Here is a 25,037-nt window from a genome sequence, read left to right as displayed (position 1 = left end):
GGAGCTGCGCCGGTCAACGGCCGCAGCTCCCGTCAGCTCGTCAGTCCATCGCCGAAAACGGTCCAGCCAATCCATTGCGGTAGGTGAATATGACCATCTCGCTTCGGCTGGATACGTCGAGTTTTCGCATCGCCCGGTGAAGATGAGTCTTCGCTGTTGACTCGCTCACCATCAATATTTGAGCGATGTCGGCGTTGCTTCTTCCCGCGGCGACAAGCCGCACCACTTGAGTTTCACGAGGCGTCAGTCTAGCTAGCGTCGATGCACAATTGCCGACTGGCAGCAAGTGGCGGCGATGCGCAGCAACCAATCGTCGAACCGCCACTGCGGCAACCGCAGTTTTCCTTTGGCGACCTGAACGATACCCTCGATCAACTCACCAACCTCAACATCCTTCGAGACGGCACCCGCTGCGCCTGCGCACACGGCGTCCAGGACTAGGTCCTCATCTCCGGGTGCAGAGGTCACCAGAATCTGCGGGCTACTCTTTCGGCTTCCGGCGAACACCTGGTCAATGAGGAGGATGCCGTGTCGACGTAGCAGCGTCGCATCCAGCAGTACGACCTGCGAGTCTCCTCCCTGTAGCGCGGCCATCAAACCGATGGCGTCGTTGACGTCTCCGGCCAGTCGACAACGCCGAGATTTTGCCAAGACAGCGCAAAAGCCTGCTCGCGTGAGCTCTCGACTTTCAGCAACGACGACAGCAATCAAAACTTTCCCATTTCAAGCAGGGATCCCAAAGCGAGCCAGTAACCGGCCTGATGCTTTAGATCCGCCTTTGCGGATGAGTCAGGGCGAGTTCGAGGCCGCGCAGGATAGCTCTGGTGAGTATGCGCTAACGTGAGACGTGGGACTATCGATGAGTCAACGGTACTCGGCCGGAGCGACGAGAACGCACGTCGTGGGTCCTATCCAAAGGTAGCGGACACTGTAGCGGTGAGACTCGGTGCATCGATCGCACGAGTGCGTGAGACGCGGCTCACGCCGAACCTCGATACGCGAGGCAAGCTTCCCGTATGTGGCGTTTGTAAAGAAATGATGCAAAGTTCACGATGTTTCACCTATGTCAGGACCTGTGTGACCCGTCAAAGTTAGCGAATCAAGGTCATCGCCGCCACCGTCCTAAAGGATGGACGCAGGTGACTGTGGCCGAGGCCACTGACCGTCATTGCGGAGCGTTCCGTCAATGCAGGCGCCGATGCCGTGCAAGATGGTGCGGCCGGCGGGATTGCACGCTCGGCTCGCGAGGCCGAGACGAGCATGAAGCTGTGTGAGAAGGGATAAGGAGTCTCGGTGAATTCCGGCGCGATGAAGCTGTGCTTACAGTAACTGGACCGGCACGAATCTGTGCGGCTGGGAAGGCGGCGTCCGATGAGGACGGCTGGGCGCCGCTTGCAGCGGTCGGAAACATCATCCTCAAACGGCGCCCGGACTTCGACGCCCGCAACTACGGCTACCCGAAACTCAGCGGCCTGATCGAAGCCACGACACTGTTCCAGGTCGACCGCCGTTCGGTCGGCGCAGGGAAGCCAGCCGTGGTCTACGTGCTGGACGAGCGCCGGCGCACCGACACGGGTCTGCGGGCCGGTCAGTAACCCATGCCGCGGTGCAGGTCGTCACCGAGGGTTTCGTGTCGGTTGTCGTACTCGTCTTCGACCTCGTCGCGGCGTGCCTCCTGCCGTTCCTTCTCCTCTTCATCCTGAAGCTGTTGGGTGCGTGCGGCGACACCGCTTCTGAATTCGTGGCGCAGGGCGTCGAGGATGTCGCGGAAGGATTCGACGGTGAGCATCGCATCGGATGCGACGTCTCGCCGGTCTGGTGTCGTCATCAGCTGCCTCCATTGGATGATGATCTGGTCCCAGGCGTCGGCTTTGGGGCCGTGGCAGGCGGGTCGCTGGCCGAGCGGGGAGGCGGCATCGGTGGTGGTTATTCCGTAGGTTTCACGGTACGCCGCGGCCAGCCGGACAGTCTGATCCCAGGTCGCGGCCGGTCCAGCGACGTCGGGACGCTGCCCGAGTTGTGCGGCCCAGCGAGGTTGCTCGCGGTGCACCTGGTCGAGCAGCTGGTCGGCGCGGGCGGCGATCTCGCCGTTGAGACCGTCCAGCCGTGCCAGCGAACCGTGATGGTCGCCGGGTGCTCCGAGGTCCGGTTGGGCCTGCCACGGGAGCGCGGCGTGCAGCCCTTCTCCCGCGTTGTGGCGGTCGGTCAGGGCGGCGACGAGTGCCTCACCAGCGCGGCGATAGTCACCTTCCCCGGCGCCGGTCATGTCGCCCGGGAGCTGGCTGAGGGCGTCGGTGAGGGCGGTGTCGGCGTCGAGGCCGAGAGCAGTCCCGCCGGCAGCGTGGCGCCAGACGATGCCCCACTGCTCGCCGGTCACGACAGCGTCGGGCAGGTGTTCGGCGACGATGCTGCGCCAGCGGTCGATCTGCTCGTCGGTCGGTGCACCGATCCGCGCCGGTGGCCGGTGGTCGCTGACGTGCGCGGAGACGCGTTTAGCGAGGACGGCGGCGGGGTCACTGGCCCACGCGAAGCCGCTATCGTCGGCGAGCTTGCGGACGAGGCGTTCGGCCTGCCAGCCCTGATCCTGGGCGTTCGCGAGCGCGTTCAGCGCGGCGGGTTCGGCGCCGGCGTTGACCGCGCCCGGGACGTAGCGGGCGAGGACGTCGAGGTAGCGGTCCTCGTCACCGTCGCGGGCCAGCAACTCGTAACGGCGCACCAGCACGTTCAGCGGCTCGAGGACAACTCGCTCATCGGCATGTTCGAACTCGGCGAACAGGCCGTCGCGCTCGGCGGCCCGGGGTGCTGTCCGCGGTGCCGCGGGCTCGGATCGGTCGGTCACCGGCGCTCGGCCGAAGGTGTCCCAGCGCTCGCTCAGGCTGCGCCAGGCGTGCGCCCTCGCACCCTGGCTGCCGGGTTTGCCACCCAGCGGCGCCTCACCGTCGATGCGGAACGTCTCACGGTACGCGGCGATCAGACCGACCAGGTCATCCCACTCCTCGGCCGCGATCGGGTTGTCCGGCCGCGGCCCAAGCCCCGACACCCATTCCGGCTCATCACGGATCACCGCTGCGCGCAGGTACTCGACGCGCTCGGCGATCGCGAGGTTCATCTCGTGCAGGTACTGCGCATGCCCGGGATGGTGACGCACGTGGGCAAAGTCAGGACGGGCCAGCCACGGAACAGCGCGCACGTGGCCCTCACCGCGGTCGCGTCGGCGCTCCAATTCGGCGGCCAGAGCGGCGTCGGCGTACCGGTCATCCGGCATCGGGTCCGGCACCGCCGGGCGCGCGGCGAGCTGATGGGCGACCACGGTCAGCGCGGCGTCGACGTCGAACCCCAACGCCAGCGCACCGGCCGCGCGAACCCAGATCTTCTCCCAGTCGGGGTCTTCGACGGCGACGTGCGGGGCGATCGCATCGACGATGCCCCGCCAGCGGGTGACGTCGCCCGGCTGCGGCGGCCCGGTGGCAGAGGGCGGCCGACGCCGGCCGAGGTGGGTGGTGATCCGGGCCTGCAGTGCCGCGCCGGGGTTGTCGGCCTCCTCCAGGGACTGGCGCCAGCGCATCACGGCGGCGACGAGGGGGTCGGGTTCCCAGCCGAGGTCGTGGGCGTTGCGCAGCGTCTGGATGAGTGCCGGTTCGCTGTCCAGGTCCAGCGTGGACGGGGCGTGGCGGGCGAGGATGGCGCGGTAGCGGTCCTCGTCGCGGTAGGTCGCGGTGTAGTTGTAGCGCAGCACCAGCGTGCCCATCGACACCGCTTCGTCTTGGGCCTTCCGCATCGTCTCGGTTGCCGAGACCTCAGCGCCGGAGTGATTGAGCACTCCGGTGAGTACCGACTCCGGGGACACCGGTTCTGGGGTTTCGCGGTGCTGGTCGATGACGTGGTGGTGGGTGACGACGTAAATGAAGTTGCGCAGCATGGCGCGGGTGATGCCAGGGTAGAACTGCTCCCTAGTCATCGTCGGCAGCACCAGCAGGTGGGCATTGCCGGTGCTAGTCATGCCCTGGACCCGGTTGACGGTGGCGGCGTAGGCAAGCTCGACGTGGGCCTGGACGTACCCGGCCGGCAGCGTGATTGAGGCTTTGTGGACGCGGTGCTGGACAGTGATCCTGCCGGAGCGGTGCACGTCGGTTATGGTCCAGACGTCGCCGTTTTTGACGAAGTCGCGCCCGCCGAACAGCGACAGCAGCCGCTGGTTGTGCCGGGTGACGACCCAGTCCCGACCCCCGCGGTGGTGGCGTCGTGCAGCTCCACCTCCCGGCCACGGTCAACCGCACCACGCGCCAGGCGCCGTTCGCGGGCGTCGACGTTCAGCGCGACGGTGTCCTCATTGGTCGGCACAATCAGCAGCGACTGCACGCCGGCGTCGAGATCGGCCTGCCAGCGCGAGCGCGCGGCGTCACGCATCGTCTCCAACGACCCGTCGCTGACCCGGCCCGACTCGAAGTAGTACTCGAGCCCCTTCGGGTTCGCCGCCCGGATCTGCAGCGACGCCGCGGCCTGGGCCCCGCGGTCGTCGCCCCGGAACCGCACGATCTCCCGGAACCGAACGGCGCCGACGTCGTGGGCGATCAACCGGATCGCGCCACCGGCTTCGACCGCGGCCAACTGCGCGTCGTCCCCGATCAACCGCACGTCCGCGCCGTTGATCAGCGCGTACTTCACCACCTTGTGCAGCGTGTGGGTGCCGGCCATCGCCGCCTCATCGACGATCACCAGATCCCCGGCCTCTATCGGGAACGCGCGGCGGGCGAATCCGAACCGCAGGGCTGTGGTCAGCTGGTGCAGCGTGTGCGGCTTCGCCCCGATCGACCCGCCGAGCTCCTGCGCCGCACGCGCGGACGGGCCGAAGGCGTAAACGCGGTGCCCGGTACGCCGCCACGCGGTCGCCAGGACCTTCATCGCCGACGTCTTCCCGGCCCCGGCCGGCGCCAAAGCGAGCTGCAGTCGACGGCCAGAGCGGGCGAACTGGCGCACCATCTCCGCCTGCCCGGCGTTCAACCCGTGACCGGCGAGAGCCTTCTCCACACTGTCAGCGCGCAGCCGGTGCCCGCCACCGCGACGCGCCCACGCGACCAGATCGCCCTCGGCGGCCAGAGTGGCGCTGGTGGTGTAGCGGGTCGAGTGGCGCTCCACGAACACCGACTCACCGTCCCGCCGCCGCAGCGACGCCGGCTCATTCACCGCGGTCGGGCCGACAAGGGCGAGGGTGTCGGGCTGGGCCAAGATGGTGTCGACAACGTCGTCGACGAGCTGCTCGCGCTTGTCGACGGGCACCGTCAGGTGCGCGGTCTGACGGTGGGCTTCGGCGGCGAGGTTCCACCAGGAGAAGTGCGCGTAGTTGTTCGACACCACCTCCCGCGTCACCTGAGCAAGTTTCGCGATGTCGAACGCATCCGGCTCCGCGCGTCCGCCGAGGAACACGCGGTCGGCAAGGGTGTCCAGAACCTTGGCCGGCACCAGGGTCAACGCGTGCTCGCGCCACGCCTTCAGATGTTCCGGCAACGTCTTGGGAGGTTGTTTGCCGGGGCGGTTGTCGTACTGGGCGGCGCGGTCGATGGCGAAGATGTCTTTCGGCGTCGGCTCTCGTCCGTGCTTGGCGCGGAACTCGACGATGCGCCTGGCCCGGGCTGCCTCGAACTGGCGATGACGCTGGGAGAACAGTTTCACCAGCTCGACCGGGACAGCTTCGAGCTGCCACACCGGGCACTTCATGTCCACGCCCTCCGCGCCGCGCTGCACCCAGGACGCACCCTGCTCGCGGAACAGGTCGCGCAGGCGGTTGTCGAAGTACTCCGACGCGGCGACGGTCGCGGCGAACATGGTGCGCCCGTCGAGCGCGGTCCACGCACCGTCGTCGCTGCGCTGCACCTTCGAGGAGATCAGCACGTGGAAGTGCAGGTGCGGGTCAGCGGCGCGAGAGTCCCAGTGCTCGAACATCGCGGCGGTGATCCCGTTGACGTCAACCTGGGCCTCACCCATGTTCCCGCGGCGGGTATAGGCGATGTTGCGTTCCATGTAGGACACGGTGTCCAGCGCGGCTTGGCGGGCCATATCGACAATGCGCTTTCGCTCGGCCGGTGGCGCCATCGCCCACGCGATGGAGAGGGTCTTGTCGTAGCTGAACACGGCCTCGTACCCAGAGACCGCGGACTTGAGGTTCCGTTTCTGCTCGGCCAGCCATCCGTTCAGCTCTTTGTCGCCGGCGGGTGCGGTGCCGTCGTGGGCTGTGCGGTAGGCCTGCAACTGCACGTCACGGCGGATCTCGGCGCGTGTGGCCGCGGAGATCGGCGCGCCGATCAGCTGCCCGAGCTGGCGGTTGTGGTCCTTGTACGCCTGCGACACCTGGGAGCGCAGGTGATCCAGTGCGGAGTACTGCGGGAAACGCCGGCCCAACCGGGTCGCCTTCAGGGCCTCGGCGCCGGTGGCGCCGTCGGCGATCATCTTGGCTTCGATGGCGTCGGCGTTCGGGTGCCGGCCTTCGCCGAAAAGGGCGTTCATCTGGGCAGGGGTGACTGCGCCGGAGAGTCCTAAGTGCTCTGCTCCGGCGCCGAACCATTGGCCTGCCGGGTAACCACGGGAGAGGTAGTAGTCACTTAACAGCTCGCCGGGTGCGAGCTCACGGCTGCGATCGGCGCACGCCACCGTGTTCGTGAGGTACTCATGACCACCAGGGCTCAGCTTCCGCAAGCCCATCATGTCCACGCCAGACTACGCCGAAAAGGCGGTGGCGCCCACCTGATTCAGAAAGTCTGCAAGACGTGCTGTGTGCGGGGGAGGGGGTGGGCTGGGTGAGGTGGTGGCGGTGGCGTGGTCGGCGGGGTGAGTGGGTGGTGGGGAAGGTGCGGGGTGGGGTGTGGTGGTGGGTGGGATGCGGTAGGCGGGTGGGGTTGGTGGGGCGTGGGGGTGGGCGACCGATTTTCGGGTCGAGCGCCGGCGCCTGCACTAAGGCGCCCCTTGGCGCCGTCTGCCGGCGCCTGCGCGGTCCCCGGGCTGTGCCGACACAGCACAGCGGCCGCCGATCCGGGGGATCGGCAGCCGCTGTCGTGTGCAGACGGTCGTCAGGGCTGGCCGTACTGCGTGAGGTTGTCCAGCTCGCGGCGGATGGCGGCGGCAGGCACGACGTCGGCCGTGTCGCCCTTCGCGGTCGTGAGGGGCCTGGCGTCGCGGGCGAGTAGCGCGCGCAGGAACGCGGCGACGGCGGCGGGTTCGTCGGTCGGTATCAGGTCGGCGGCGGCTAACTCGCGGTCGATGTCGGCGAGGACGTCGTGAAAGGTGCACACGGGTGGCGGCTCCTGGGTTCGAGGTGAGGCGGGGGCACCCGGTCCCGGGTGCCCCCGCGTGTGGCGGGCGGTCAGGCGACGGCGGCGAGTTCGCACGACGGCGCGAACGTGCGCAGCGGCGGCATGTCCCGTTCCCGGCACATCTCGCACCGGCTGTCCGTGCCGGGGGTGCGCTGCTCGGTGGGGGTGCGTTCGAGGTTGCACGCCGCGCACAGTCCGCCCGGCGCGACCGGGAGCAAGGCAAGCCGGTCGTAATCCTCATCGGACAGGGCGTAGCCGGTCAGGTCGGTTGCGGCGTCGCTGCTGTCGTCGAGGTCGGCGTGACGCTGCCGCTCCTGCTCGTAGAGGTCCACCGCGCGCTCGTCCTTGCGGACGAAACCGGCGGTCGGGATCGCCTGCTGAATCTGCCGCCACTGCTCGTCATACTGGGCTTCCATCTCCCCGACGACGTAACGGCTCTCCGCCTGCTTCTCGATCGGCTCGCGTCCGGCCTTCGCCCTGCTCGTAGCCTCGGTCTTCGGCTTCTCCTCGGCGGCGGGCGTGGTCACCGGCGCGGCGCCCTCGGCCGCTGCGGCAGGCTCGGCCGGTTCCCCGGTGACGGTTTGCTCCCCGGGCACGGGGCGCTGCGCGGACTCGGCTTCCCGGCGGCAGGCATCGGAGCAGTACTGCATCTCGGGGAGCCCGGCGAGGTTGCCGTCACAGTTGCCGCACCGGTGCACGTCGGCGGACTCGGCTTCGGTGGCCTGCTGCCGGGCGGCGGCGCGGGCGCGCGCGTGGGCGGCGCGGGCCTTACTGGCGTACACGCACGCCAGGACGAGCGTGCGCAGGTCATCGGCGAGGCCGGGCCAGAGAGTGTGTGCGGTCTGGATGGCTTCGACGATGGCGGGGTGGGTGGCGCTGGGGTTCTTGAGCAGCGTGGCGCACGTGGTGAACGCGTGCTGCTGGCTGCCGCCGGTGGCGGCGTTGAGCCACCGCAACCCGTTGAGCGCGTCGGCGATACGCGGTGGGGTCTCGCGCAGCATCACCGTCACGTCGTTGACCTCGGTCACGGCGACGGTCCGGCGGGTCTCGCTGCTGTAGACGCACAGGTTGATCAGCTCGCGCTCGGTCTCGCCGTAGCTGTCCCACTCGGCGTGGGCGGTGCGCACGGCGGCGAGGACGTCACCGTTGATCGCGGCGTCGGTGTTGAGCAGGGTGGCGCAGGCGGCGAGGATGGCGGGCGGGTTCTCGCCGCTGTCGGTGAAGACGGCCCGTAGCTCGGTGAGGGCGGTCCGGACGCGCGGCGGCTGCGCCTGCAACGCCTGCACGGCGCGGGTGATGCTGGGGAGGTGCTTACGGTGAATGGTCGCAACCATAGTATTTGTCCTTGCTTGTTGAATGAGTTCGGTTCTCGGGTTTGCGGTCCCGGTCACCTTGCGATGTCAATATTACCGCCTGACTGTCGTCTATTCCACTCGATATAGAGTTTTTGTGTGACTATTTCGAGCAATTAACGGGGCTAGTTGATGTGCCTTGTTTGATTTGCTGTCCGGCTGGCCTTCGGGTGGTCACGCGCGGGCTGACGGCGGTTGTATGGCGCCGTGGTGCTGCTGGTCGGCGAAGTAGGGGTGACCACGTGCTGAGTGGGTGGTGGGTGGCCCCGAAGCAACCGGGGCAGGCCCCGGCCTGCCCTTAACGCCTGACCTAGGGAGTAGGGGCCCCAAATGCAAGGGTGGGGCCTCGAAATATTTTTGGCCACGCTTTTCGGGCAAAAATATTTTGGGGTGCCCTTGCATTTGGGGGGACGACCGATACAATTTCGGGGCCACCCACCACCCGCGGACGCAACCGATCCACCTCACGGGTGCGTCCCTGCCGGTGCTCTGGAGCTATACGGCTGACCAGCGGAAACGGGTTTCCGCTGTGGCCGGCCACGGGCGTGATGGCCTGCGGGTATGCTCGTCGTAGCGCTCCGCGGGCTTGCTTGTCCCTGAGTCGGAGTGTCAGCGGGCCGCCGCAAGTTTTGCGGCTTGCCACTTCGGTGGCGTGGCCCTTCGGGGCTGCTGCGGCGGTACCGCGCCCTTCTCCTCGCTCGCCGGCTGTCGTGAACACGGTCGATGCTGTCGGTCGCTTTGTCGGCTGTGCGAGCGCGCCGCCCCGCCGGTGCGCCGCGGTGACGCTGGTGCCGCGGGTAGGCTGGTGGATAGAACCGCAGCCCTCCCCGCGCGGGAGGTGCGTCATGGTTGAACGTCACACAACAGGCTCCAAGCGGAAGCGTCGGTCGTCGGCGACGCTGGAGCGGCTGGAGGCGGCGCGGCGCCGCCGCGTCGAGCAGCTGGAGCGCGAGCGCGAGAACGAGCGACGCGTTGATGCGGCGCTGGGCCCGTTCGCGGAGGCGGTGACGGCGATCGAGGCGGTGGAGCGCCGGCGTGAGGACCGGCTCGGCGCGCTGAGCGCGCAGCTGGAGCGGAAGCTGGCCGAGCTGGACCGGCAGCGCGCGGCGAAGGTCGCGGAGTTCGAGCGGGCGGCCGAGCAGGTCCGCGCGGATGCGGAGATGGAGATCGGGGAGTGGCGGGCGGTGATGGCGACGTCGGTGGCCGAGATTCGCGCGGCGGATGTCGGCGCGGCGGAGACGGCGGCGCTGCTGGGGATCTCGGCGAAGGCGGTCACCGCCTTGTCGCGTACTGCTGCGGCCGCGTCGGGGGTCGGCGGCCAGCGGAGCGACGCGGACTCCATGCGCGCGGAAGCTGTGGACGCGGCAACCTCGGGTGATGAGCGGGCTGTCGAGGCACCTGTGGGCGAGCCGTCCGAACGAGATTCAGGGGTGGATGTTCCGGCAGAGTGATTCGGCCGGAGCCGCCGGCCACGAGAGGGGCGCTGGCACCGTCAGGTGTCAGCGCCCTTCGTGTGGTGTGGGTAGGTCAGCGCGTCGCGGTCGGCTGGCCGGCCTGCTGCTGGGCGAGACGCCGGGCTCGGCGTGCCAAGGTGGCGCGCTTGCGGCGCTGGTAGTAGATGATCATCGCGGCGATGCCGCAGCAGAACGCGATTCCGAAGGCCCACTGGCTGGCGGTGCCGCCTTCAGTTGCGCCGGGGAAGTGCCCGATGAAGAGGTAGCCGGGAAGGGTGAGGGCGCCGAGGATGGCGCCGTGGCGGTAGCGGTGGGCGAGTTTCGGCTTGATGCGGTTGCGGCTGAGGTAGGCGACGACGGAGCCGAGGAGCGCGCCGAAGAGCAGGGTGCCGGGGAGGGCGAGCAGGCCGGCGGGGTCGGTGAAGGGTGTGACGAGGAGTCCGATGTAGCCGAAGGGCTGGATGCCGAGGTAGAAGCCGGTGCCTCCGGCGAGGAGGAGCCCGGGGATCGTGACGCCGTAGCGAATGCTCATGTTCCGAGCGTAAAGCGATTCTCCTACCCCAAAGGGTGATTTCCGGGCCAGGGCGCGCGCCATCCGGTTGCGCGCGACACGGCGCTTCGTCGGTGCATTCGATCGGGTGGACGGCGTGGTGCTCGGGGCGGCGCGCATGGTGGCCTCCGGGGTGCGGTGGCGGGGCATGAGAGAAGGCCGGGGCCAGCGTCAGGCTGGCCCCGGCCTGTGGGGTAGTGCCCGGCCGGAGGGGAAGGTCCGGCCGGACACCGGGCTTCATCAGAAGGGCGGCTCGTCGCTGAATCCGCCGCCCGGGGTCGCGCCGACCAGGTCGCGCTCGGCGGCCGGGACCCACGGGTCGTCGGCGGGGGCCGCGCCGGTGTGGGTGCTGGAGCCGCGGTCAGAGTTGGCGTTCGCGGTGGCGTTCTTCGCGTTCTTGGCGACTGTGGTGGTGGCGTAGCGCAGCGACGGGCCGATCTCGTCGACGGTCAGCTCCATGACGGTGCGCTTGTCGCCTTCCTTGGTCTGGAACGAGCGCTGCTTGAGGCGGCCCTGGACGACGACGCGGGCGCCGCGGGTGAGGGACTCGGCGACGTTTTCGGCGGCCTGCTGCCAGATGGTGCAGCGCATGAACAGTGCCTCGCCGTCCTCCCATTCGCTGGTGGCGCGGTTGAAGGTGCGTGGGGTGGAGGCGACGGTGAAGTTCGCGACCGGGGTCCCGGCTTCGGTGAAGCGGAGTTCGGGGTCGACGGTGAGGTTGCCGATGATGGTGATGGTGGTGTCGCCGGCCATGGTGTGTCTCCCTGGTGCTCGTTGGGGTGTGGAACGCGGCGCAGCCTCAGCACGCCATGGCCGGGGGTCGCCGTCAGGCGACGTCCCCGGCCCGGCTCATCCGCCCGCGCGTGAACCAGCCCGCGCGCGACCGTAATCGGGGCTCGGCAGGGTGAGGGGGCTGGTTCACCTGGGCGGATCGGGCCGGGCTTCAGGGACGCAGTGCCCCCGGTCGGGGTGTGCTTACCTTCGGGCGATCCACGACCCGGCGAGCCGGGCGAGGCCACCGCCGGTGACACCCACCCGCTGTCGCGCCACCACCGGCGACGGTCCTGAGCACGTGCGGCAGAAGCTCGGTCTGCGGGGATGCTGCCTCAACCGGGCATTTCGGCGAGCGGCGCGACCGGCGTGGCGGGGTGGGCGTCATGCCTGGTCGATCGCGGGCTCGCTGAGCAGGGCGCGGCGAGCGTCGGCGCTGGCGTTCTCGATCAGGTGTCGGGTCTCCGACGGTGCGACGGCGTGGTCGAGCACAGTGGAGAGCAGCAGCGTCATGGGGTTCTCGGGGTCGGCGTGCTCGAGCGCGATCCGCGCGACGGTTCCGCTGCCACGCAGGTAGGCGTGCACCGCGATGACGATGGCCAGCTGGCCGGCGACCGGGTCGCAGCTGTGACGCCACAGGTGCAGGACCAAGTTCTCGGCGGCCAAGCGCGTCGCGTCGTCGGGGACGGCGAGCAAGGCGTCGCGGAACGACAGGGTGGCGAAGGTGGCGGCAAGATCGGCGATGGCCGCATCGTCGGTGGGCAGCTCGCCATGGGCGGCGGCGCGGATCGCGGCGTCGGCGCGAGCCAGGCGGAGATGTGCGGCGAGATGCCAGCGTTCATCGATGGCGGCGGATGTGACGGCGTCGGCGATGTGGGGCTGCAGACGTACGCGGAGATTCCCGGGCGCGGGGGTGAACCGCGCCGCGAGGTCTTCCCGGGACGCGGCGATGGTGTGTCCGGCAGCGACGGCGGCCGCCGCGGACGCAGTGGCCGCGGGGTCGGGCAGCACACCGGTACGGTCGGCGTCGCGGTAGGAGCGCCAGCGCGCGCCTCCGGCGACAGCCGGCACGTGTACGACGTCAACGTCGGTGAAGCCGTGTTCGGCCAGCTGCTCGATAACGCTGTCGACGTCGGTGCGCTGCGGAAGTGACCCGTCGTCGGCATCGTCCTCATCGACGGTGCGGACGACGATGCCGATGACGCAGAGGACCGGCAGGTTGCCGCATTGCCGGTTGAAGTGCCGCGCGCAATCGTCGGCGTGGCCGGTGAGGCGGTTGAGGTCGATGCGGGCGAGCGGGCCGGTGGTGACCGAGCCATCGTGGTCGGTGAGCGCGGTGATCAGCACCAGGGAGTCGTCGGGGATGAAGCCGAGCAGCGCCGGGAGGCTGGCGATGATGGTCGTGGTGCTGGCGGGAGCGAGCGACATGAGCGTCCTTCCGAACAGGAGGAGGGAATCCGGGCTGTCGGTGGGGACCGGGTTGTGGATCAGTGGCCGAGTTCGGCGCGCAGTGTCTGAGCTGCGGTGTGGGCGATCCAGGGCGGCGACGGTCGCCGGACGTCCCGGCCGGAGGCCGGGATGAATCCGTTGACCGCGACGCTCCAGAAGTCCGGCCAGGGTGCGGCGTCCGTGCGTTCGCTGCGGTAGATGACGATCACGTCCCGTCCGTCGCGGCGGCGGGCGCGGGCGGTGACCCGGATCGCGATCCGCGTCCGGTCGCGGCGTTGCACGGGCTCGTCGTATAGCAGCGAGACCGGTGTTGCGGGCAGCGCCCGGCACAGCTCGACGAGGACGCCGCGCGCGACGTTCCAGGCGCCGAGGTCGTCGAGGCGGCCGCGGCGGGGGATGTTGCAGGCGACTGACTCGGGCAGCACGTAGGAACGGCTCCAATCGTAGGGCCTGAACCACAGCTGGTCCTCGGGCAGCGATCAGGCCTCCACCGTGGTGTCGTCGCCGATGAGGCGGGGCCGGCGCGCGCATACCGCGGAGCGAGCGCCGGGTTCTGCGGGGTCGGAGACGATCCGGCGGCCGCCGAGTTCGGTCTCGATCAGCCGGCACGCCAGCTCGTCAGCGAACTCGCTGTGGTCACTGGTGCTGTGGACGGTGGATGCGGTCACGAGGAACCTCCGTGTCGGGTGCGGATGACCGCGCCCGACCAGCACGCCCGGGGGCCCCGGCGCTCGACAGCTCGGCACGGCCGGGTTGCACGAGGTAGGCGCCGGGGCCCTGGGTGTGCTTTCCTGGCAGCGACCTTCCGCGCCGAACACCGGATGCTCGGACGGTCTCAATGCGACTGGCCAGGGCGTAGGGTCCTACTGCGGCTGGGATTTCGCGTCCGGCTGACGCGTGGCGTGACTGCGGATGACGCGGATGTTGTGGTCGCGTAGGACTTCGGCGTGGCGGCCGTCGTCGGGTACGTATACGAAGACTGCGGGATCGTCGATGTTCCTGGTGGTGAAGCAGAGCATGTAGTGGGGGCCGGCGGTCCGGGAGTCGCTGCAGATCTTCTTGGCGTCAGCGACGCTGACGCGCCAGAGAACCCGCCGGCGGATTGGGGTGGTGTGTTTGCTGGCGATGAACACCAGCGCTTCGCCATGCGGCACGGGAGTGTCCTTTCCGGATTGGGCGGATCGTCAGGAGCGGTTCCGCGGCGGCGCGGTGACCGGGCGGACGCGCAGCGCCGGCGTGAGCAGGTAGCAGGCGGCGGGGTGGCCGTAGAGGGTGACGACGTCGTAGCGGGTCAACCAGACCGCATACCAGGCCTCGGCGGGTGCGCTGAGACGCCGGTCGATGTCCGCGCCGTGGACGGCGCCGGCGTCGATCTTGTGGGCGCTGGCGCGGTAGTGGCTGCGGCGCCCGGCAACCATCGGGCAGGCCGCGATGGTGTAGGCCGCGCATAGCGGATGCAGCCCGGGCTCGGTGCTCGCGCAGCGGGCCAGATCGGACTCGCGCACGAGCAGAATCAGACGGTCGCCGAGGGCGCGGCCGCAGACGCCGCAGAGCCGCCGGTGGATGGCCGTGTGGGTCTTGGCGGCATCGACCGCGCCGAGCAGATACCGGCCATCGGCAGTGCGGGGCGTCACCCAGGGAACGACGAGACCACCGAGGACGGGCAAGTCGGCCAAGGCAGCGGGAATCGGTGGTGCCGGCTCAGCGGAGTCGGGGCAGGGCAGCATGGCGGTCCCTTTCCGGCCGGGCGCGACGGCAGCCGCCGCGCCCGGCCCAGCAGTCGAAGGACGAGGTGGTCAGGCGTTGAGGGCGGGTGCGCCGAGGCAGGCGCAGTCGTCGAGGTCCTCGCGGCAGTCCACGCAGCAGACGCCGGCGAGCAGCCGGTAGCACCAGGAGGGGCAGGGCTGGGTGTCGGCCGCGCAGAAGGGGCACGCGCCGCACGCCAGGCACAGCCCGGTTCCGGGGTCGACGGCGTCGGTGACACCGCAGTAGTGGCAGCCGTCGTCCAGGCCCCACCATGCGGTCTGGCCGGGGTGAGTGTCGAGGTAGTCGCGATTGGAGTACCAGATCTGGTTGTCCCAGTACCCTGCCTGCTCGTTGAACAGGTAGCCGTGGTCGGGGTAGCGCGGGTTGACGGTCAGGATGACCAGCTTGTTGGACGCGCCGAGCCAGGACTCGATGCGCTGCCGGGTCGCCAGGTGATCGATGGCCAGGAATCGTTTCGCAGACAGGATGTCGTCGGCCGCGATGCGGGTGTCCGACCGCGGATCACCCGTGACCGGATGAGCATTTTTCGGCAGGACTCCGTTGTGGGCCAGAACGGTGCGGGCGTCGCCGCCGATCGGGAAGGGATGGATGTTGTCTTCGGTGACCGAGCCGTGGGTGGCGAAGCGGCTGTGGAAGAGGGCGGGCTGGTCGGGGTGCATGCCGCGCAGGGCGGCGAACTCGTCGATGACGGCGGCGGCGTTCATGCCGCGGCCGGTGATGATGCGGTCATCGGCGACGATGGCGTAGCCGTGGCCGTCGTTGTTGTGCACGGCGCCGTTGGCCAGAGCGGTGGTGTCGGGCTGGATGCGCGCGGGAAGGTAGGTCAGCATGCACATGCCAGGTCCTCCAGTTCGGCGGTGAGCGGTGCGTACTGCGGGTGGGTGTGCAGCCACTGGGTGAAGGCGTCCCAGGTCCACCCGCCGGCCTGGGTGATGTCGGGGATGGTGAGGTCGCGGGTGTAGGCGACGGAGGCGTCGGCGAAGGCGAGCGCGGCCTGCACGTGCTGGATGTCGAGGCTGGAGGCGAAGACCCTCAGCTCGAAGGTGTGCTGGGGCTGCGCGTTGATCGCCGAGCTGCGTTGGCCGTAGTAGGTGCCCTTGCAGGCGTCCTTGATGTGGTTGCGTTCGGAGTCGCGGAACGCGGCGTAGCTGCTGCTGCGACGGGCGAGGGTCTGGACGTCGGGGGCGTTGCGGTAGACGAACTTCATCCACCGGAATACGTGACACGGTCCGGCGAAGGCGGCACGGCTGATGTGGACGTGCAGCCCGTTGCCGTCGCCGCTGCAGCCGGCGCTCTCGAGCGTCTTGAGCAGATGCCAGGGGAACGAGTCCAGCGCCCAGTGGTAGGCCATCGGGTGGGTGACGAGTTCGAACCCGTAGCCGATGCTGCTGTCTTCCTTGAGGTAGCCGAGTCCGTTGAGGATGTCGACGGTGTCGTCGATGCGGTCGGAGAGGTACCCCTGCGGAACGTTGATTTCCAGCTCGAAGCCGAGGTAGCGGGGGCCGATGCCGTGGAAGACCGGATTCGGCTTGTACGAGTAGTCGTGCAGGCCGTCGAGGTCGTCGTCGGTGTCGTGGTCTTCGCAGTAGGTTCCGCAGTCGATCAGGGTGGCGCAGATGCCGCACTCGTAGTAGTCGAGGCGACCGGCGCAGTCGTCGCACAGGTCGCGGCCGGTTTCGGTGCTGCGTAGTGTGTCGTCGTAGCGGTCGCAGTGGTCGCACAGGTCGAACCCGTCGAGGCAGTTCGGGCACAGCTGGCGGCCGCCGGTGGCGTAGAGCGGTTCGTACGTCCGCAGCGGCACGAGACCCGAGCACCGGGTGCAGGTGAAGGACTGGTCGGCCTCGTTGACGGCGTGATTGCGGCAGAGGAATCCGTCGCGGATGAGAATGTCGCACTGATCGCAGGTGCCGTAGCGCTCGGCGCGCTCGCAGTACTCGCAGATTCGGCCGTCGTTGTCGGTGACCGAGGTGACGTCGGTGATCTGCCCGCATCGGCTGCACTGGTGCAGGGTGCGGACGCAGTCGTCGCAGACGGCCAGCGTGGGGCTCAGATGGAACGGCGTCGTGGTTTCGCTGCCGCAGTCGCCGCAGCGGACGATGTCGTCGACAGGTGTGGTCATGGCGGGTGGCCTTTCGCGCTATAGACGTGAAAAGGCGCCCCTCCCGGCGGGAAACCGGGGAGGGGCGCATGGAGTGAAGGGAGAGCCGGTAGCGCGGTGTTGGGTGTTCGGCGCGCACCGCGCTACCGGCCCTCGGGGACGGTGTCCCGGTCCGGGTAGGGAAGCCCCGGCCGGGACACCGAGTGGAGAAGCATCAGCAGGCTGGTCCGCCTACTGCGCTCGTCGCCTGTGGACGGTTATCGATGGTGCTGTGGTGGCCTCCCGGACCTCGTCGGTGTGCGGGACGCGACGGGGTTTGAGCGCCCGCGGGCCCGGGGCGTGAAGCCCGGCGGGCTCGTCCGGCCGGTGTGAACCGGCGATCGGCAACGCGCATGGGTGCAGTGCCGCGGCGCCGGTTTACCCGCGCCGGATGTGGCCGGGCGCCGGGTTCAGGCGCCCCGGGACTGGGGGTGCTGCGCTCTCGATGACCTGCACGCCCCGACGGTGCCGGAGTGTTGTTCATGCCCTACCTGGATCCACTGTCCTCGCACAGCGCTGACGCGAGATAGCGACAGCCACCGGTTCTTGCCGTGGACGTCTCCCGATAGCTATTTCCGCCGTTGCAGAGCGTCCGAGATTGAGGTGAGCAACGTCGGGAAGAAGTACAGCGTGGTATGTCCATTAAGGATTACCGAGGGTGCCTTAGAGGTCGGCTGCGGACGTGGTCAGTTCGGTGCGCAGTTCCTGAGAGTTAGTAAAGAAGTCCGGGACGACTGTGGCCGGGTCGATACCGTTGCGGTGCATTGCGCGGATCAGCTGACTGAGCTGGGTCGGCCGCGGAACTTTGGCGAAGATCGCAGCGGCGGAAATACCGTCATGGCACAGGAAGGCCGTCGTAGCAACCAAGGCAGCCATGTCCGGTGCGTACCGCTCGGGGGCGTGCCGCCACAGGTGCAACCACAGAGCGTGTGCGGCCGCGGCGCGCTCGGCGGCGGCCTGGGTGAGGTGGATACCGCGCAGGCGAAGATTGGAGAGTCCGGCCAGCTGGTCGGCAATCACGCGCTCGTCGGTCGGGACGTGCCCGCCGGTGGCGGCGCTGACGGCATCGTCGAGCCGCTCCAGGCGCCGGCGCAGGCTTGGGCGGTCGTCGGCACGTTCTTCGCGTTCGACCTCGTCGGTGATCGGGTCGGCGAGGGCGGCGATGCGGGCGCGGGTATCGGCGTCCGCGGGCAGGAACTGCTGCAGAAATTCGGCGCGGCTGCGGTAAACACGGTTGTCCAGGGCGATGACATGCGTGGTCACGGGTGAGGTGACGGGATCGGTCAGGGTGCCGGTGTGGGTCTCGACTTCGTAGCACGACCATGTGACTCCGGGGGCGAAGCCGGGCAGGTGCAGGAGTTCGATGTTGGTGAACCCGCAGTCGTGCAGCCACTGGGTGAAGGTGGCCAGCTGCCGGCGGTAGGGCAGGTCGCCGGTGTCGGCGTTGTCGTGCACGACGGCGCCGATGAGCCGCATGACCGCCTTCTCGGCGAGAACTTCCTTCAGGTAAGCGACAACGTAGCCGGGGCGTCGGACGACTATGTCGAGGTCGAAGCGGGTGATCGGGCCCATGCGAGCGGTGCCGTCGCCGCGGTCGGTGGCCGCGACGAGAACGAGCGAGTCGGCGGGCACGTACCCCAGCGTGGCCGGGATCGCGGCGAGAAGGTCGGCGTCGGTCAAGTAGATGGGTGCAGGCATCGGAGACCTCCCGAGGTATCGGCGGAGTGCCAGGTGATGTGCAGGGACCGCTGCAGCGCGCAGCGCGGTGCGGGGAAGGCGGCTACGCCGCCAGCGGCGTGGGCCTGTCGTCGTCTTTCGCTGTCGCGGCGTCGCGCGCAGGACTGGCGCGCAACCGTTCCTAGGTGTGTGCGCTGCCAGGTCGGGGCGCGGTGCGGTCGGTGAGGACGCGAGGGTGTTGCCGTCCCGCGGCGATGCCGTCGCGGATGGTTCTGATCAGCTCGGCGTGGTCGAAGTCGGCGACACCGAGGTGCCGGCGGGCGGCGTCGGTCAGGTACTGGGTGATCGCGGCGGCACTGATCCAGCCGTTGCCGAGCAGCTCGCCGAGAGCGGCTGCGGCGGCGAACACCGTGATGTGGCGGTGGCCTTCGGTGGCGGTCGCGACGTTGCGGCACTCGGCGTCGAGGGCCGCCTGGACGTAGGCGGTGACCCGGCGGCTGGTCGCCGGAAGCGGCGGCGGTGGCGGATACGCAGCCGGTAGCGGCGCCGGTGGCGGGGTGAGAGCGGTGACGAGCCAGCCGGGCAGGACGGCGACCGGGAGGTCCCCGGTGATGGCGTAGGGCACCGGCACGCCGTGGACGGTGGCCAGCGAACCGGGCGCGGTGACGAGGGCGCCGGGGCCGCGGGTGTCGACGTGCCAGCCGAGCCCGCGGCCGCGGGCGCCGACGGTGCTGCGCAGCCGCGACCCCGGCGGCCGGTGGAAGTACCGGTGCTCACCACCGCGCGGGGTCGTGACGGTGAAGGTGTCGACCGGGTCGGGCTCGCCGGCCAGCTGAGCCAGCAGCCCCAGAACGTCCCGGCCGTGGGTGACGCCCTGGCGGGCCCACGGCTCGGGAACCCGCCCGTGCGCGGCGTCGAGGTCGAGCACCAGTAGGCCAGCAGGCCCGCAGCTGATCCCGACGTTGCATCTCGGGTGGCGGGTCCACCAGCGGCGGATGCGGTCGGGATCGCAGGTGGCTCGCTGCTGCCAGTGGGGAATGGCGGGCCGCTTGCTGCGCGGGGCGAGCGGGAACACCGGCCACCCACGCGCGGCGGCGCCCAACGCGGCTGCCAGCAGGGTGTGGGTGGCGGGGACGAGCGTCGGCGTCGGCGCTGTCGTGGTGGTCATGGCACCAGCTCGGCCGCGACCGGGGCCGGGACGGGGTCGATGACTAGGGCTGCGGCGTTGTCGGTGCCGCCGTGGTACCGCGCGGCGAGCGTCAGCCGGTTCGCGCACGCGGCCGGGTGACTGAATGTGCGGCACGCTCGGACGAGGGAGGCGTGGGGCACGTACTGGTGGATGCCGTCGCTGGTCAGCAGCAACCGGCGGCGCGGGCCGGTGGTGGTGACGTGGCCGATGTCGGCGGGGGTGGCGGTGGCGACGGAGCTGGTGACGACGTGGTCCTGTGCGGCGGCCAGGTCCTCGAGGACCTGGGGCCGGTCGCGGTAGCGCTCGGCGAGGGTGTCGCGCAGCTGCTGGCCGTAGGTGTGGTCGACCGTCAGCTGGGTGAGGATGTCGGTGTCGGGATCGTATTCGTAGGCCCGGCAGTCCCCGACCCATGCGATGTCCCAGCCATCGCCGTGCGCGTGCGGGAGTGGGGTGGCGACGACCATGACGGTGTCGGCGGTGAGGCCGCCGGCGAGGATGCCGGTCGCGGCGAGCAGGCCGGCGACCGCGCCGCGGTCGGAGGCGACGCAGCTGGCGAGCGCCGCCGTGCTGCCGGCGGCGTAGGCGGCTGCGGGGGTGTCGCCGATGCCGTCGGCCATGGCCCAGCCGTGGCGGGTGCCGGTGATGGACATGTGGGTGCCGGTGGCGTCGGCCTGGTGGACGCGCTTGCCGATGCGTAGTGCCGTGCCGGGCAGGTAGCTGGGGTGTTCGGCGGCGTAGCGGCGGTGGTGGCGGGCCAGGACGCGAGCGTCGCGGTGGGATTCGGCGATCTCCGCCCAGCCGCAGCGGCAGGTGGCGTGGGTCCAGCATGGGCCGGGCGGCAGCGGGGCATACGGCCAGACGGGGTGGTGCCCGGCGGCGTAGGTGCTGGTGCGGTGGATGGTGTCGAAGACCGGCGGAAGGTGCGGATGCATCGAGGGGACTCCGTTCACGCGCGGGGCTCGCCGCGAGCCCGGCGGGAGGCGAGGGCGACGGGACGGGCAGGAAGCCCGGGGCGGGCCCGGCAGCGCAGTGCGCGGGCCCGCCCAGGGCGAGGAACCGAGTGCGGCCGACGGTCCGGGCTAGATCGCGGCGCCGATCAGCTCCGCCTCGGCCGCGGTGTCCTGCTCGACCGCCTCCGGACCGGTGCCGTCGGCGGCGTCGCCATCGGCGTGGTCGGTCTGCGCGCCGGTCTGTTCGTCCGCGCCCGCGTCGTCGACGTCGTCGACCACGGCGGTGGGGTCATCGATCTCGGCTCCGCCGGACTCATCACCCTCGGCGGTCGTGCCGCCGTCGATCGTCGGGTCGGCGGCGAGGTCGCCGAGCTGCGCGGCGATGACCTCCTGCTCGGTTTCCGGGTCGATCACCTTCCGCTCGACGTCGGAGGCGGGGTATCCCCAGCCGATGATCGCGGCCATGTACGCCTGCGCGGAGTCCCACGGGCTGCGCCAGCTGTTGCGGGAGAGATCCGCCTCGATCGCGCAGAGGGTGAGGAACAGGTCGTAGAGGGTGGCCTTCCCCGCCGTGGGGGCCTTGGCGACCTTGCTGGTCAGGTCGGCGAGCGTGGCCCCGTCCGGCAGGTAGAGCAGCGTCATGGCCAGTGGGTGGTTGCGCTCGAACGCGCGCCGCAGCGCGTAGCCGCCGTGGGCCTTCTGCAGGGCGAGGAACAGCTGTGCGCCCTGCGGCGCGGTCTTGCGCTGCAGCAGCCCGACGAGCCATTTCCGGCGCGGCGCTGCGGAGGCGTCCCAGTCCTTGTTGTTCTGGATCACCCACTTGCGGATGATCCGCGCCTTCTGACGCTCCAGCTCGGCGGCGGCGTGGGCGGCGCGCGCGACCGCGACCTCATCGGCCTGCTCGTCCTCGGACGATTCGTCGTCGACGGACGTGCCGGTACTGGTGGGGACGGGGGTGAAGTCTGCGCGGCCGGCCGGGGCGTAGCTGAGGGCGTGACCGTGGGCGAGGAAGTCGGCGCAGCCGTAGACGGCCACCGGGATCTGGTTGCCCTGCTCGTCGTGGTGGTCGGTCTCGATCCAGGCGCCGTGTCCCGGGCAGGACGCGTGGTTCTCGGCGCTCAGCTCGGTGCGGGGCTCGTCCTCGGGGGTGGGGCGCAGCCGGTCCAGCGAGCGCGCGTCCCCGTCGTCGGGCAGGCTCTGCTCGAAGATCGTGACGCCCGCGGCGGTCATTTCCTCGGTGAGGTCCTCGGTCAGGGCCGCGAGCCGCTGCTTGTCCGCGCGTTCGGTGCGCTTGCGCTCGGCGAGCTGGGCGAAGTTGTTCGGCGCCGTACGCGCGGTGAGGATGAGTTCCTTGGCCGTGTCGGTGTCGCCGGCTTCGTCGAATTCGGCGATGACCGCGGCCTGCAGCAGATCGAGGTCGTAGCGTTCGCTGGCCTTGAGCGCCAGCTCGCTCTGCCCGGCCCGCAGGACGTTCTCGACGTAGGTTTTGCCCTGCCTGCCCAGCGCGAGCTTGCGGGCGATCCCGGCGGGCTTGAGGTTGAATGCGGCGAGCTGCTGCAGCGCGCGGGCGGTGTCGGACAGGGTCAGGGACCGGCGCAGGGCGGGGTCGTTCTCGATGAACTGGTTGACGATCCGCTCGATGGTGGCCTTGCGCTCGTCGGCCGGCGGCGGGGTCTTCATCCAGACCGGTACCGTGCAGCCGGCTTCGCGGGCGTTGAGGACGCGGCGCTGGCCTTCGGTGACGACGATGGCGCCGGTGTCGTAGTCGCGGTAGCCGTTGACCGCGGTCTTGACGCCGTGGGTCTTGAAGTTCGCCGTGGTGTCCTCGTCGGCCTCAGCGTCGGCGGTGCGCACGTTCTCGGCGAGCAGCACGGTGTGCGGGTCGGCCCGGACGATGGTGTCGATCTCGGCGTCCCACCGTGCGTGCAGCGCCGCGCGGTCCTCGTCGGACAGCTCGTCGAGCGGGCTCTCCTTGACGTCAGTCGAGGACGTGTCGCCGTCGGGGGCGGCGTCGGCGGGGGCCGCACCGTCCAGGTCGGACGTGTTGAGGTCGGTGTCCGGCGAGCTCGTGGCGGTGGTGTCGTCGGTGTCACACTGGGTCGGCAGATCCAACGTGCTGGTCACGAGGGTGCTCCTTCACACGGGCTGGACGGTCGTCGGAAACGAATCCGGCGACCGACCACGGACTCCGCACCGCTCGCTTATCCATCACCGCGTCGCAGTGCAGAGGGAGCGGAGTGCGGGTGTCCCGGTCGGGACGCACTCGCCCGAGCGGGGCCGCCCGCGTCAGCGGCAAGCCCGCCCCGACCGCACGACCGGCCGCAGTGATCGTGATCGGGCGGGCTTCCGCGACGCCAGGCTCCGCTAGAGTGCGTTGGCCCGACCGGAACACCCACACTCGCCTTTCCCGGCTCTAGAGAGCGCTCTCAACGTCGCCTACCCCAACGGCTGGGGCCTGTCAGTGGTGCATGTCGGTCGGTCGACCACGGACGAGGTCAGCGCCACCGTGCGAAGGAATTATCAGCGATCGTTGGTAACGCCGTGGATGAGCTGGACAGTCTCGGCAGGCGTGGTGACGTGTCGGACGTTGGGCAACGTGATCGACTGGTCGTTGGAGGCGAAAGTCTGTTCTGGGTGTGACTTGGCGGCAGCAGTTGTCGCGTCGTGCATGTCGGTGCCCGTGGTGATGATCAGACGGCAGTGGAGTGCGAGCACACCGTTGAGGAAGGAAGCGACCGTGTCGGGTTGCCGGTTCGGGGCGATGAGGTGTTGGGCGTTCACTGGCTTGCCGCTGCTCTCAGCCTGGATTTCTCGCCAGATCTCTGGAGCATCGCCCGCGGAAGTGCTGGCGAGGCAAATGCGTGCGTTGCGCGAGATGTTGGCGTAAGTGATCGGCTGCGGAGAAGGCTCGCCGGGCCACAACAAAACGGTTGCCGCGATTCCGGCAGCAGCCATCAGCACACCCAGGACTGCCCAGTGCAGTCGTTTCACGATTGTCCCTTCTTGCTGATGGTTCTCCGGCGCAGCAACCAGCCGACGGCTACCGCCACCACGACGACGGCGATGGCGGTCGCAGTCCAGGGCCACTGGGACGAGTTCGTGTCGGCTGTGACGGCGGGAAGCCCGGAGGCTGGACTAAGCGACGAGGTCAAGGCCTTCAGTGGGTTCACGATGCCGAATCCGTAGTGGTCGTCGTGGGCGGCGTCGCCGTGTCGATCGGCTGTGTCAATCAGTTGCCGGATCACGCGACCTGCGGGAAGGTCGGGCCATTTTGACCAGACCAGAGCAGCGGCTGCCGCGACGTAGGGCGCGGCGTAGCTGGTACCGTCGCCCCGGAGGTATCCGCCGTGGTTGTTCGCGGACATGATGTCCGTGGCCGGTGCTGCCAGCGTCGCTTGTGGACCTGATTGGCTTTCCGCCCAGAAGTTGTTGTTGGAGTCGACTCCGGTGACGGCGACAACGCCTGGGAAGTAGGCCGGATAGGACGGAGGGTTTCCGTCTCGGCCGCTGTTTCCGGTGGCTGCGATAACGAGGACTCCGCGTTTTATTGCGTGGTCGACGGCGGATCGTAGGTTCGGTTCGGGTACCGAGGTTGATGCGGAAATTGTGATGATCCGGACGCCGTGGTCGACGGCGTAGATGATGCCTTCGGCGAGAGAGACCGGTTGTGTTTCGCCGTCGACCGTGACTCGTACGGGCAGGATCCTGGCATCCGGGGCCAAGCCGATCACGCCAGTTCCGCCGTTGTTCTTTCCAGACCCGGCAATGATCGCAGCGATCGAGGTCCCGTGCGAGTCCTGCGAACGGTCCGACTGGCCGGTGTCGCCGGCGACGCCGACGAAGCCGGTGCCTGTCAGAACCTGCCCGGCCAGGTCCGGATGATCGGCCTGGCAGCCGCTGTCGAGGACTGCGATCGTCGTCCCATGACCCCGGCTCGTCGTCCATGCCTGTTCGGCGCGGAAGTGTTGGGCGTCCAGCGGCCATTCGGCCTGGCGCTCGCCGGTCGCCCACGCAGGCGTCGCAAGGACGGACATCAGCCCGACAAACAGGACAATAAACAACTTTCTCCACGCCACTGAAGACCCTCCCACTCCGTGCGCCGCGAAGCATAGCCGTTCATGTACCTCAATGGACTAGTCCAAATCGGACCTTTCTGGACAAGCCGGTTCCGCATATTGACTTTGCGGTCCCGTGTGCCTGATTGTTGCTCTGCTGCGCCTCCGGAGGGGGAGTGCGCCCGATTCTGGGGACGTGGTGGGCGTGGGCAGTTGGCGTGCGCGATTTTCCGGTACCGCTCGGAGTGCTGTTAGTTGGTTTCTTGCCGTGGTGCTGGTCGTCGGGCTCGCTGAACAGGCGGGTACCGCGTCGGCGAGTGTGTCGACGCCGCAGCAGGCTTCCGGTACTGCGGCCGGCAAGTCACATCGTGCCCCCTCCGCG

Annotated in this window: 23 protein-coding genes; 2 read left to right on the top strand and 21 right to left on the bottom strand. The window is 69.3% G+C overall.

The features are described from left to right. Positions 1–40: 40 nt before the first annotated feature. Together HUT10_RS52185 and HUT10_RS10875 are read right to left on the bottom strand one after the other, a co-directional pair. Positions 41–325: a response regulator transcription factor gene (locus HUT10_RS52185; RefSeq protein WP_176171075.1), complete on the bottom strand. Its 285-nt coding sequence runs from the start codon at positions 323–325 to the stop codon at positions 41–43. Beyond that, complete coding sequence (locus HUT10_RS10875) at positions 253–711, bottom strand: response regulator (protein WP_176171074.1); 459 nt, start codon at positions 709–711, stop codon at positions 253–255. Before HUT10_RS10875 ends, HUT10_RS52185 begins: the two co-directional genes overlap by 73 nt. A 605-nt stretch (positions 712–1,316) precedes the next feature. Between HUT10_RS10875 and HUT10_RS10870 the strand changes: the two genes are divergently transcribed. Then, positions 1,317–1,595, top strand: a complete 279-nt coding sequence (locus tag HUT10_RS10870; RefSeq protein ID WP_254896816.1) for an OST-HTH/LOTUS domain-containing protein — start codon at positions 1,317–1,319, stop codon at positions 1,593–1,595. Here HUT10_RS10870 and HUT10_RS10865 read toward each other — a convergent pair. The 4 genes from HUT10_RS10865 to HUT10_RS10850 form a co-directional block, all read right to left on the bottom strand. Continuing rightward, positions 1,589–4,126: a hypothetical protein gene (locus HUT10_RS10865; protein WP_176171073.1), complete on the bottom strand. Its 2,538-nt coding sequence runs from the start codon at positions 4,124–4,126 to the stop codon at positions 1,589–1,591. The genes HUT10_RS10870 and HUT10_RS10865 overlap by 7 nt on opposite strands. Before the next feature lie 5 nt (positions 4,127–4,131). Next, positions 4,132–6,699: a MobF family relaxase gene (mobF, locus tag HUT10_RS10860; protein WP_254897450.1), complete on the bottom strand. Its 2,568-nt coding sequence runs from the start codon at positions 6,697–6,699 to the stop codon at positions 4,132–4,134. A 362-nt stretch (positions 6,700–7,061) separates the two neighbouring features. Then, complete coding sequence (locus tag HUT10_RS10855; protein ID WP_176171071.1) at positions 7,062–7,283, bottom strand: hypothetical protein; 222 nt, start codon at positions 7,281–7,283, stop codon at positions 7,062–7,064. 71 nt (positions 7,284–7,354) lie between these two features. After that, positions 7,355–8,638 (bottom strand): hypothetical protein, encoded by a 1,284-nt coding sequence (locus HUT10_RS10850; RefSeq protein ID WP_176171070.1) that lies wholly within the window; start codon positions 8,636–8,638, stop codon positions 7,355–7,357. A gap of 863 nt (positions 8,639–9,501) precedes the next feature. Between HUT10_RS10850 and HUT10_RS10845 the strand changes: the two genes are divergently transcribed. Beyond that, entirely contained in the window at positions 9,502–10,107 is a 606-nt protein-coding gene (locus HUT10_RS10845; protein WP_176171069.1) for a hypothetical protein, read from the top strand. A gap of 76 nt (positions 10,108–10,183) precedes the next feature. Here the strand turns inward: HUT10_RS10845 and HUT10_RS10840 are convergent, their stop codons facing one another. The 15 genes from HUT10_RS10840 to HUT10_RS10770 all read right to left on the bottom strand — a co-directional run bounded on the left by HUT10_RS10840 (position 10,184) and on the right by HUT10_RS10770 (position 24,676). Then, positions 10,184–10,642, bottom strand: a complete 459-nt coding sequence (locus tag HUT10_RS10840; RefSeq protein WP_176171068.1) for a hypothetical protein — start codon at positions 10,640–10,642, stop codon at positions 10,184–10,186. Between the two features lie 258 nt (positions 10,643–10,900). After that, entirely contained in the window at positions 10,901–11,413 is a 513-nt protein-coding gene (locus HUT10_RS10835; protein WP_176171067.1) for a single-stranded DNA-binding protein, read from the bottom strand. A gap of 402 nt (positions 11,414–11,815) precedes the next feature. Next, positions 11,816–12,859 (bottom strand): DUF4192 domain-containing protein, encoded by a 1,044-nt coding sequence (locus tag HUT10_RS10830; protein WP_176171066.1) that lies wholly within the window; start codon positions 12,857–12,859, stop codon positions 11,816–11,818. A 59-nt stretch (positions 12,860–12,918) separates the two neighbouring features. Next, positions 12,919–13,305, bottom strand: coding sequence for a hypothetical protein (locus HUT10_RS10825; RefSeq protein WP_176171065.1), 387 nt, complete (start codon positions 13,303–13,305; stop codon positions 12,919–12,921). 54 nt (positions 13,306–13,359) lie between these two features. Beyond that, positions 13,360–13,548 (bottom strand): hypothetical protein, encoded by a 189-nt coding sequence (locus HUT10_RS10820; RefSeq protein WP_176171064.1) that lies wholly within the window; start codon positions 13,546–13,548, stop codon positions 13,360–13,362. Between the two features lie 195 nt (positions 13,549–13,743). After that, positions 13,744–14,034: a hypothetical protein gene (locus tag HUT10_RS10815; RefSeq protein WP_176171063.1), complete on the bottom strand. Its 291-nt coding sequence runs from the start codon at positions 14,032–14,034 to the stop codon at positions 13,744–13,746. Positions 14,035–14,064: 30 nt separating this feature from the next. Continuing rightward, on the bottom strand, positions 14,065–14,556 hold the full coding sequence (locus HUT10_RS10810; RefSeq protein WP_254896815.1) for a hypothetical protein: 492 nt from the start codon (positions 14,554–14,556) through the stop codon (positions 14,065–14,067). A gap of 120 nt (positions 14,557–14,676) precedes the next feature. Continuing rightward, entirely contained in the window at positions 14,677–15,483 is an 807-nt protein-coding gene (locus HUT10_RS10805) for a hypothetical protein (RefSeq protein WP_176171061.1), read from the bottom strand. Beyond that, complete coding sequence (locus tag HUT10_RS49950) at positions 15,471–16,766, bottom strand: amidoligase family protein (RefSeq protein WP_217709584.1); 1,296 nt, start codon at positions 16,764–16,766, stop codon at positions 15,471–15,473. The genes HUT10_RS10805 and HUT10_RS49950 overlap by 13 nt, the downstream gene beginning before the upstream one ends. Before the next feature lie 681 nt (positions 16,767–17,447). Further along, on the bottom strand, positions 17,448–18,482 hold the full coding sequence (locus HUT10_RS10795; protein ID WP_176171060.1) for a DUF4192 domain-containing protein: 1,035 nt from the start codon (positions 18,480–18,482) through the stop codon (positions 17,448–17,450). Positions 18,483–18,642: 160 nt separating this feature from the next. Then, positions 18,643–19,629, bottom strand: coding sequence for a bifunctional DNA primase/polymerase (locus HUT10_RS10790; RefSeq protein ID WP_176171059.1), 987 nt, complete (start codon positions 19,627–19,629; stop codon positions 18,643–18,645). Continuing rightward, positions 19,626–20,582, bottom strand: coding sequence for a PP2C family serine/threonine-protein phosphatase (locus HUT10_RS10785; RefSeq protein ID WP_176171058.1), 957 nt, complete (start codon positions 20,580–20,582; stop codon positions 19,626–19,628). Before HUT10_RS10785 ends, HUT10_RS10790 begins: the two co-directional genes overlap by 4 nt. A 147-nt stretch (positions 20,583–20,729) precedes the next feature. After that, a complete protein-coding gene (locus HUT10_RS10780) occupies positions 20,730–22,724 on the bottom strand; it encodes a hypothetical protein (RefSeq protein WP_176171057.1) in 1,995 nt (664 codons plus the stop codon). Between the two features lie 396 nt (positions 22,725–23,120). Beyond that, a complete protein-coding gene (locus tag HUT10_RS10775; protein ID WP_176171056.1) occupies positions 23,121–23,591 on the bottom strand; it encodes a hypothetical protein in 471 nt (156 codons plus the stop codon). Then, on the bottom strand, positions 23,588–24,676 hold the full coding sequence (locus tag HUT10_RS10770; protein ID WP_176171055.1) for a S8 family serine peptidase: 1,089 nt from the start codon (positions 24,674–24,676) through the stop codon (positions 23,588–23,590). The genes HUT10_RS10775 and HUT10_RS10770 overlap by 4 nt, the downstream gene beginning before the upstream one ends. Positions 24,677–25,037: the final 361 nt, after the last annotated feature.

It is taken from the genome of Amycolatopsis sp. Hca4 (assembly GCF_013364075.1).
Lineage (GTDB): Bacteria > Actinomycetota > Actinomycetes > Mycobacteriales > Pseudonocardiaceae > Amycolatopsis.
Note: the sequence above shows the minus strand (reverse complement) of the source record. Positions and strands in the feature narration are given on the sequence as shown.

Bases quoted from the DNA above. Each gene is read 5' to 3' on its own strand.
- mobF (WP_254897450.1), bottom strand. From the start codon at position 6,699: ATGATGGGCTTGCGGAAGCTGAGCCCTGGTGGTCATGAGTACCTCACG.
- HUT10_RS10850 (WP_176171070.1), bottom strand. From the start codon at position 8,638: ATGGTTGCGACCATTCACCGTAAGCACCTCCCCAGCATCACCCGCGCC.
- HUT10_RS10845 (WP_176171069.1), top strand. From the start codon at position 9,502: ATGGTTGAACGTCACACAACAGGCTCCAAGCGGAAGCGTCGGTCGTCG.
- HUT10_RS10840 (WP_176171068.1), bottom strand. From the start codon at position 10,642: ATGAGCATTCGCTACGGCGTCACGATCCCCGGGCTCCTCCTCGCCGGA.
- HUT10_RS10835 (WP_176171067.1), bottom strand. From the start codon at position 11,413: ATGGCCGGCGACACCACCATCACCATCATCGGCAACCTCACCGTCGAC.
- HUT10_RS10830 (WP_176171066.1), bottom strand. From the start codon at position 12,859: ATGTCGCTCGCTCCCGCCAGCACCACGACCATCATCGCCAGCCTCCCG.
- HUT10_RS10805 (WP_176171061.1), bottom strand. From the start codon at position 15,483: ATGTGCATGCTGACCTACCTTCCCGCGCGCATCCAGCCCGACACCACC.
- HUT10_RS49950 (WP_217709584.1), bottom strand. From the start codon at position 16,766: ATGACCACACCTGTCGACGACATCGTCCGCTGCGGCGACTGCGGCAGC.
- HUT10_RS10795 (WP_176171060.1), bottom strand. From the start codon at position 18,482: ATGCCTGCACCCATCTACTTGACCGACGCCGACCTTCTCGCCGCGATC.
- HUT10_RS10790 (WP_176171059.1), bottom strand. From the start codon at position 19,629: ATGACCACCACGACAGCGCCGACGCCGACGCTCGTCCCCGCCACCCAC.
- HUT10_RS10785 (WP_176171058.1), bottom strand. From the start codon at position 20,582: ATGCATCCGCACCTTCCGCCGGTCTTCGACACCATCCACCGCACCAGC.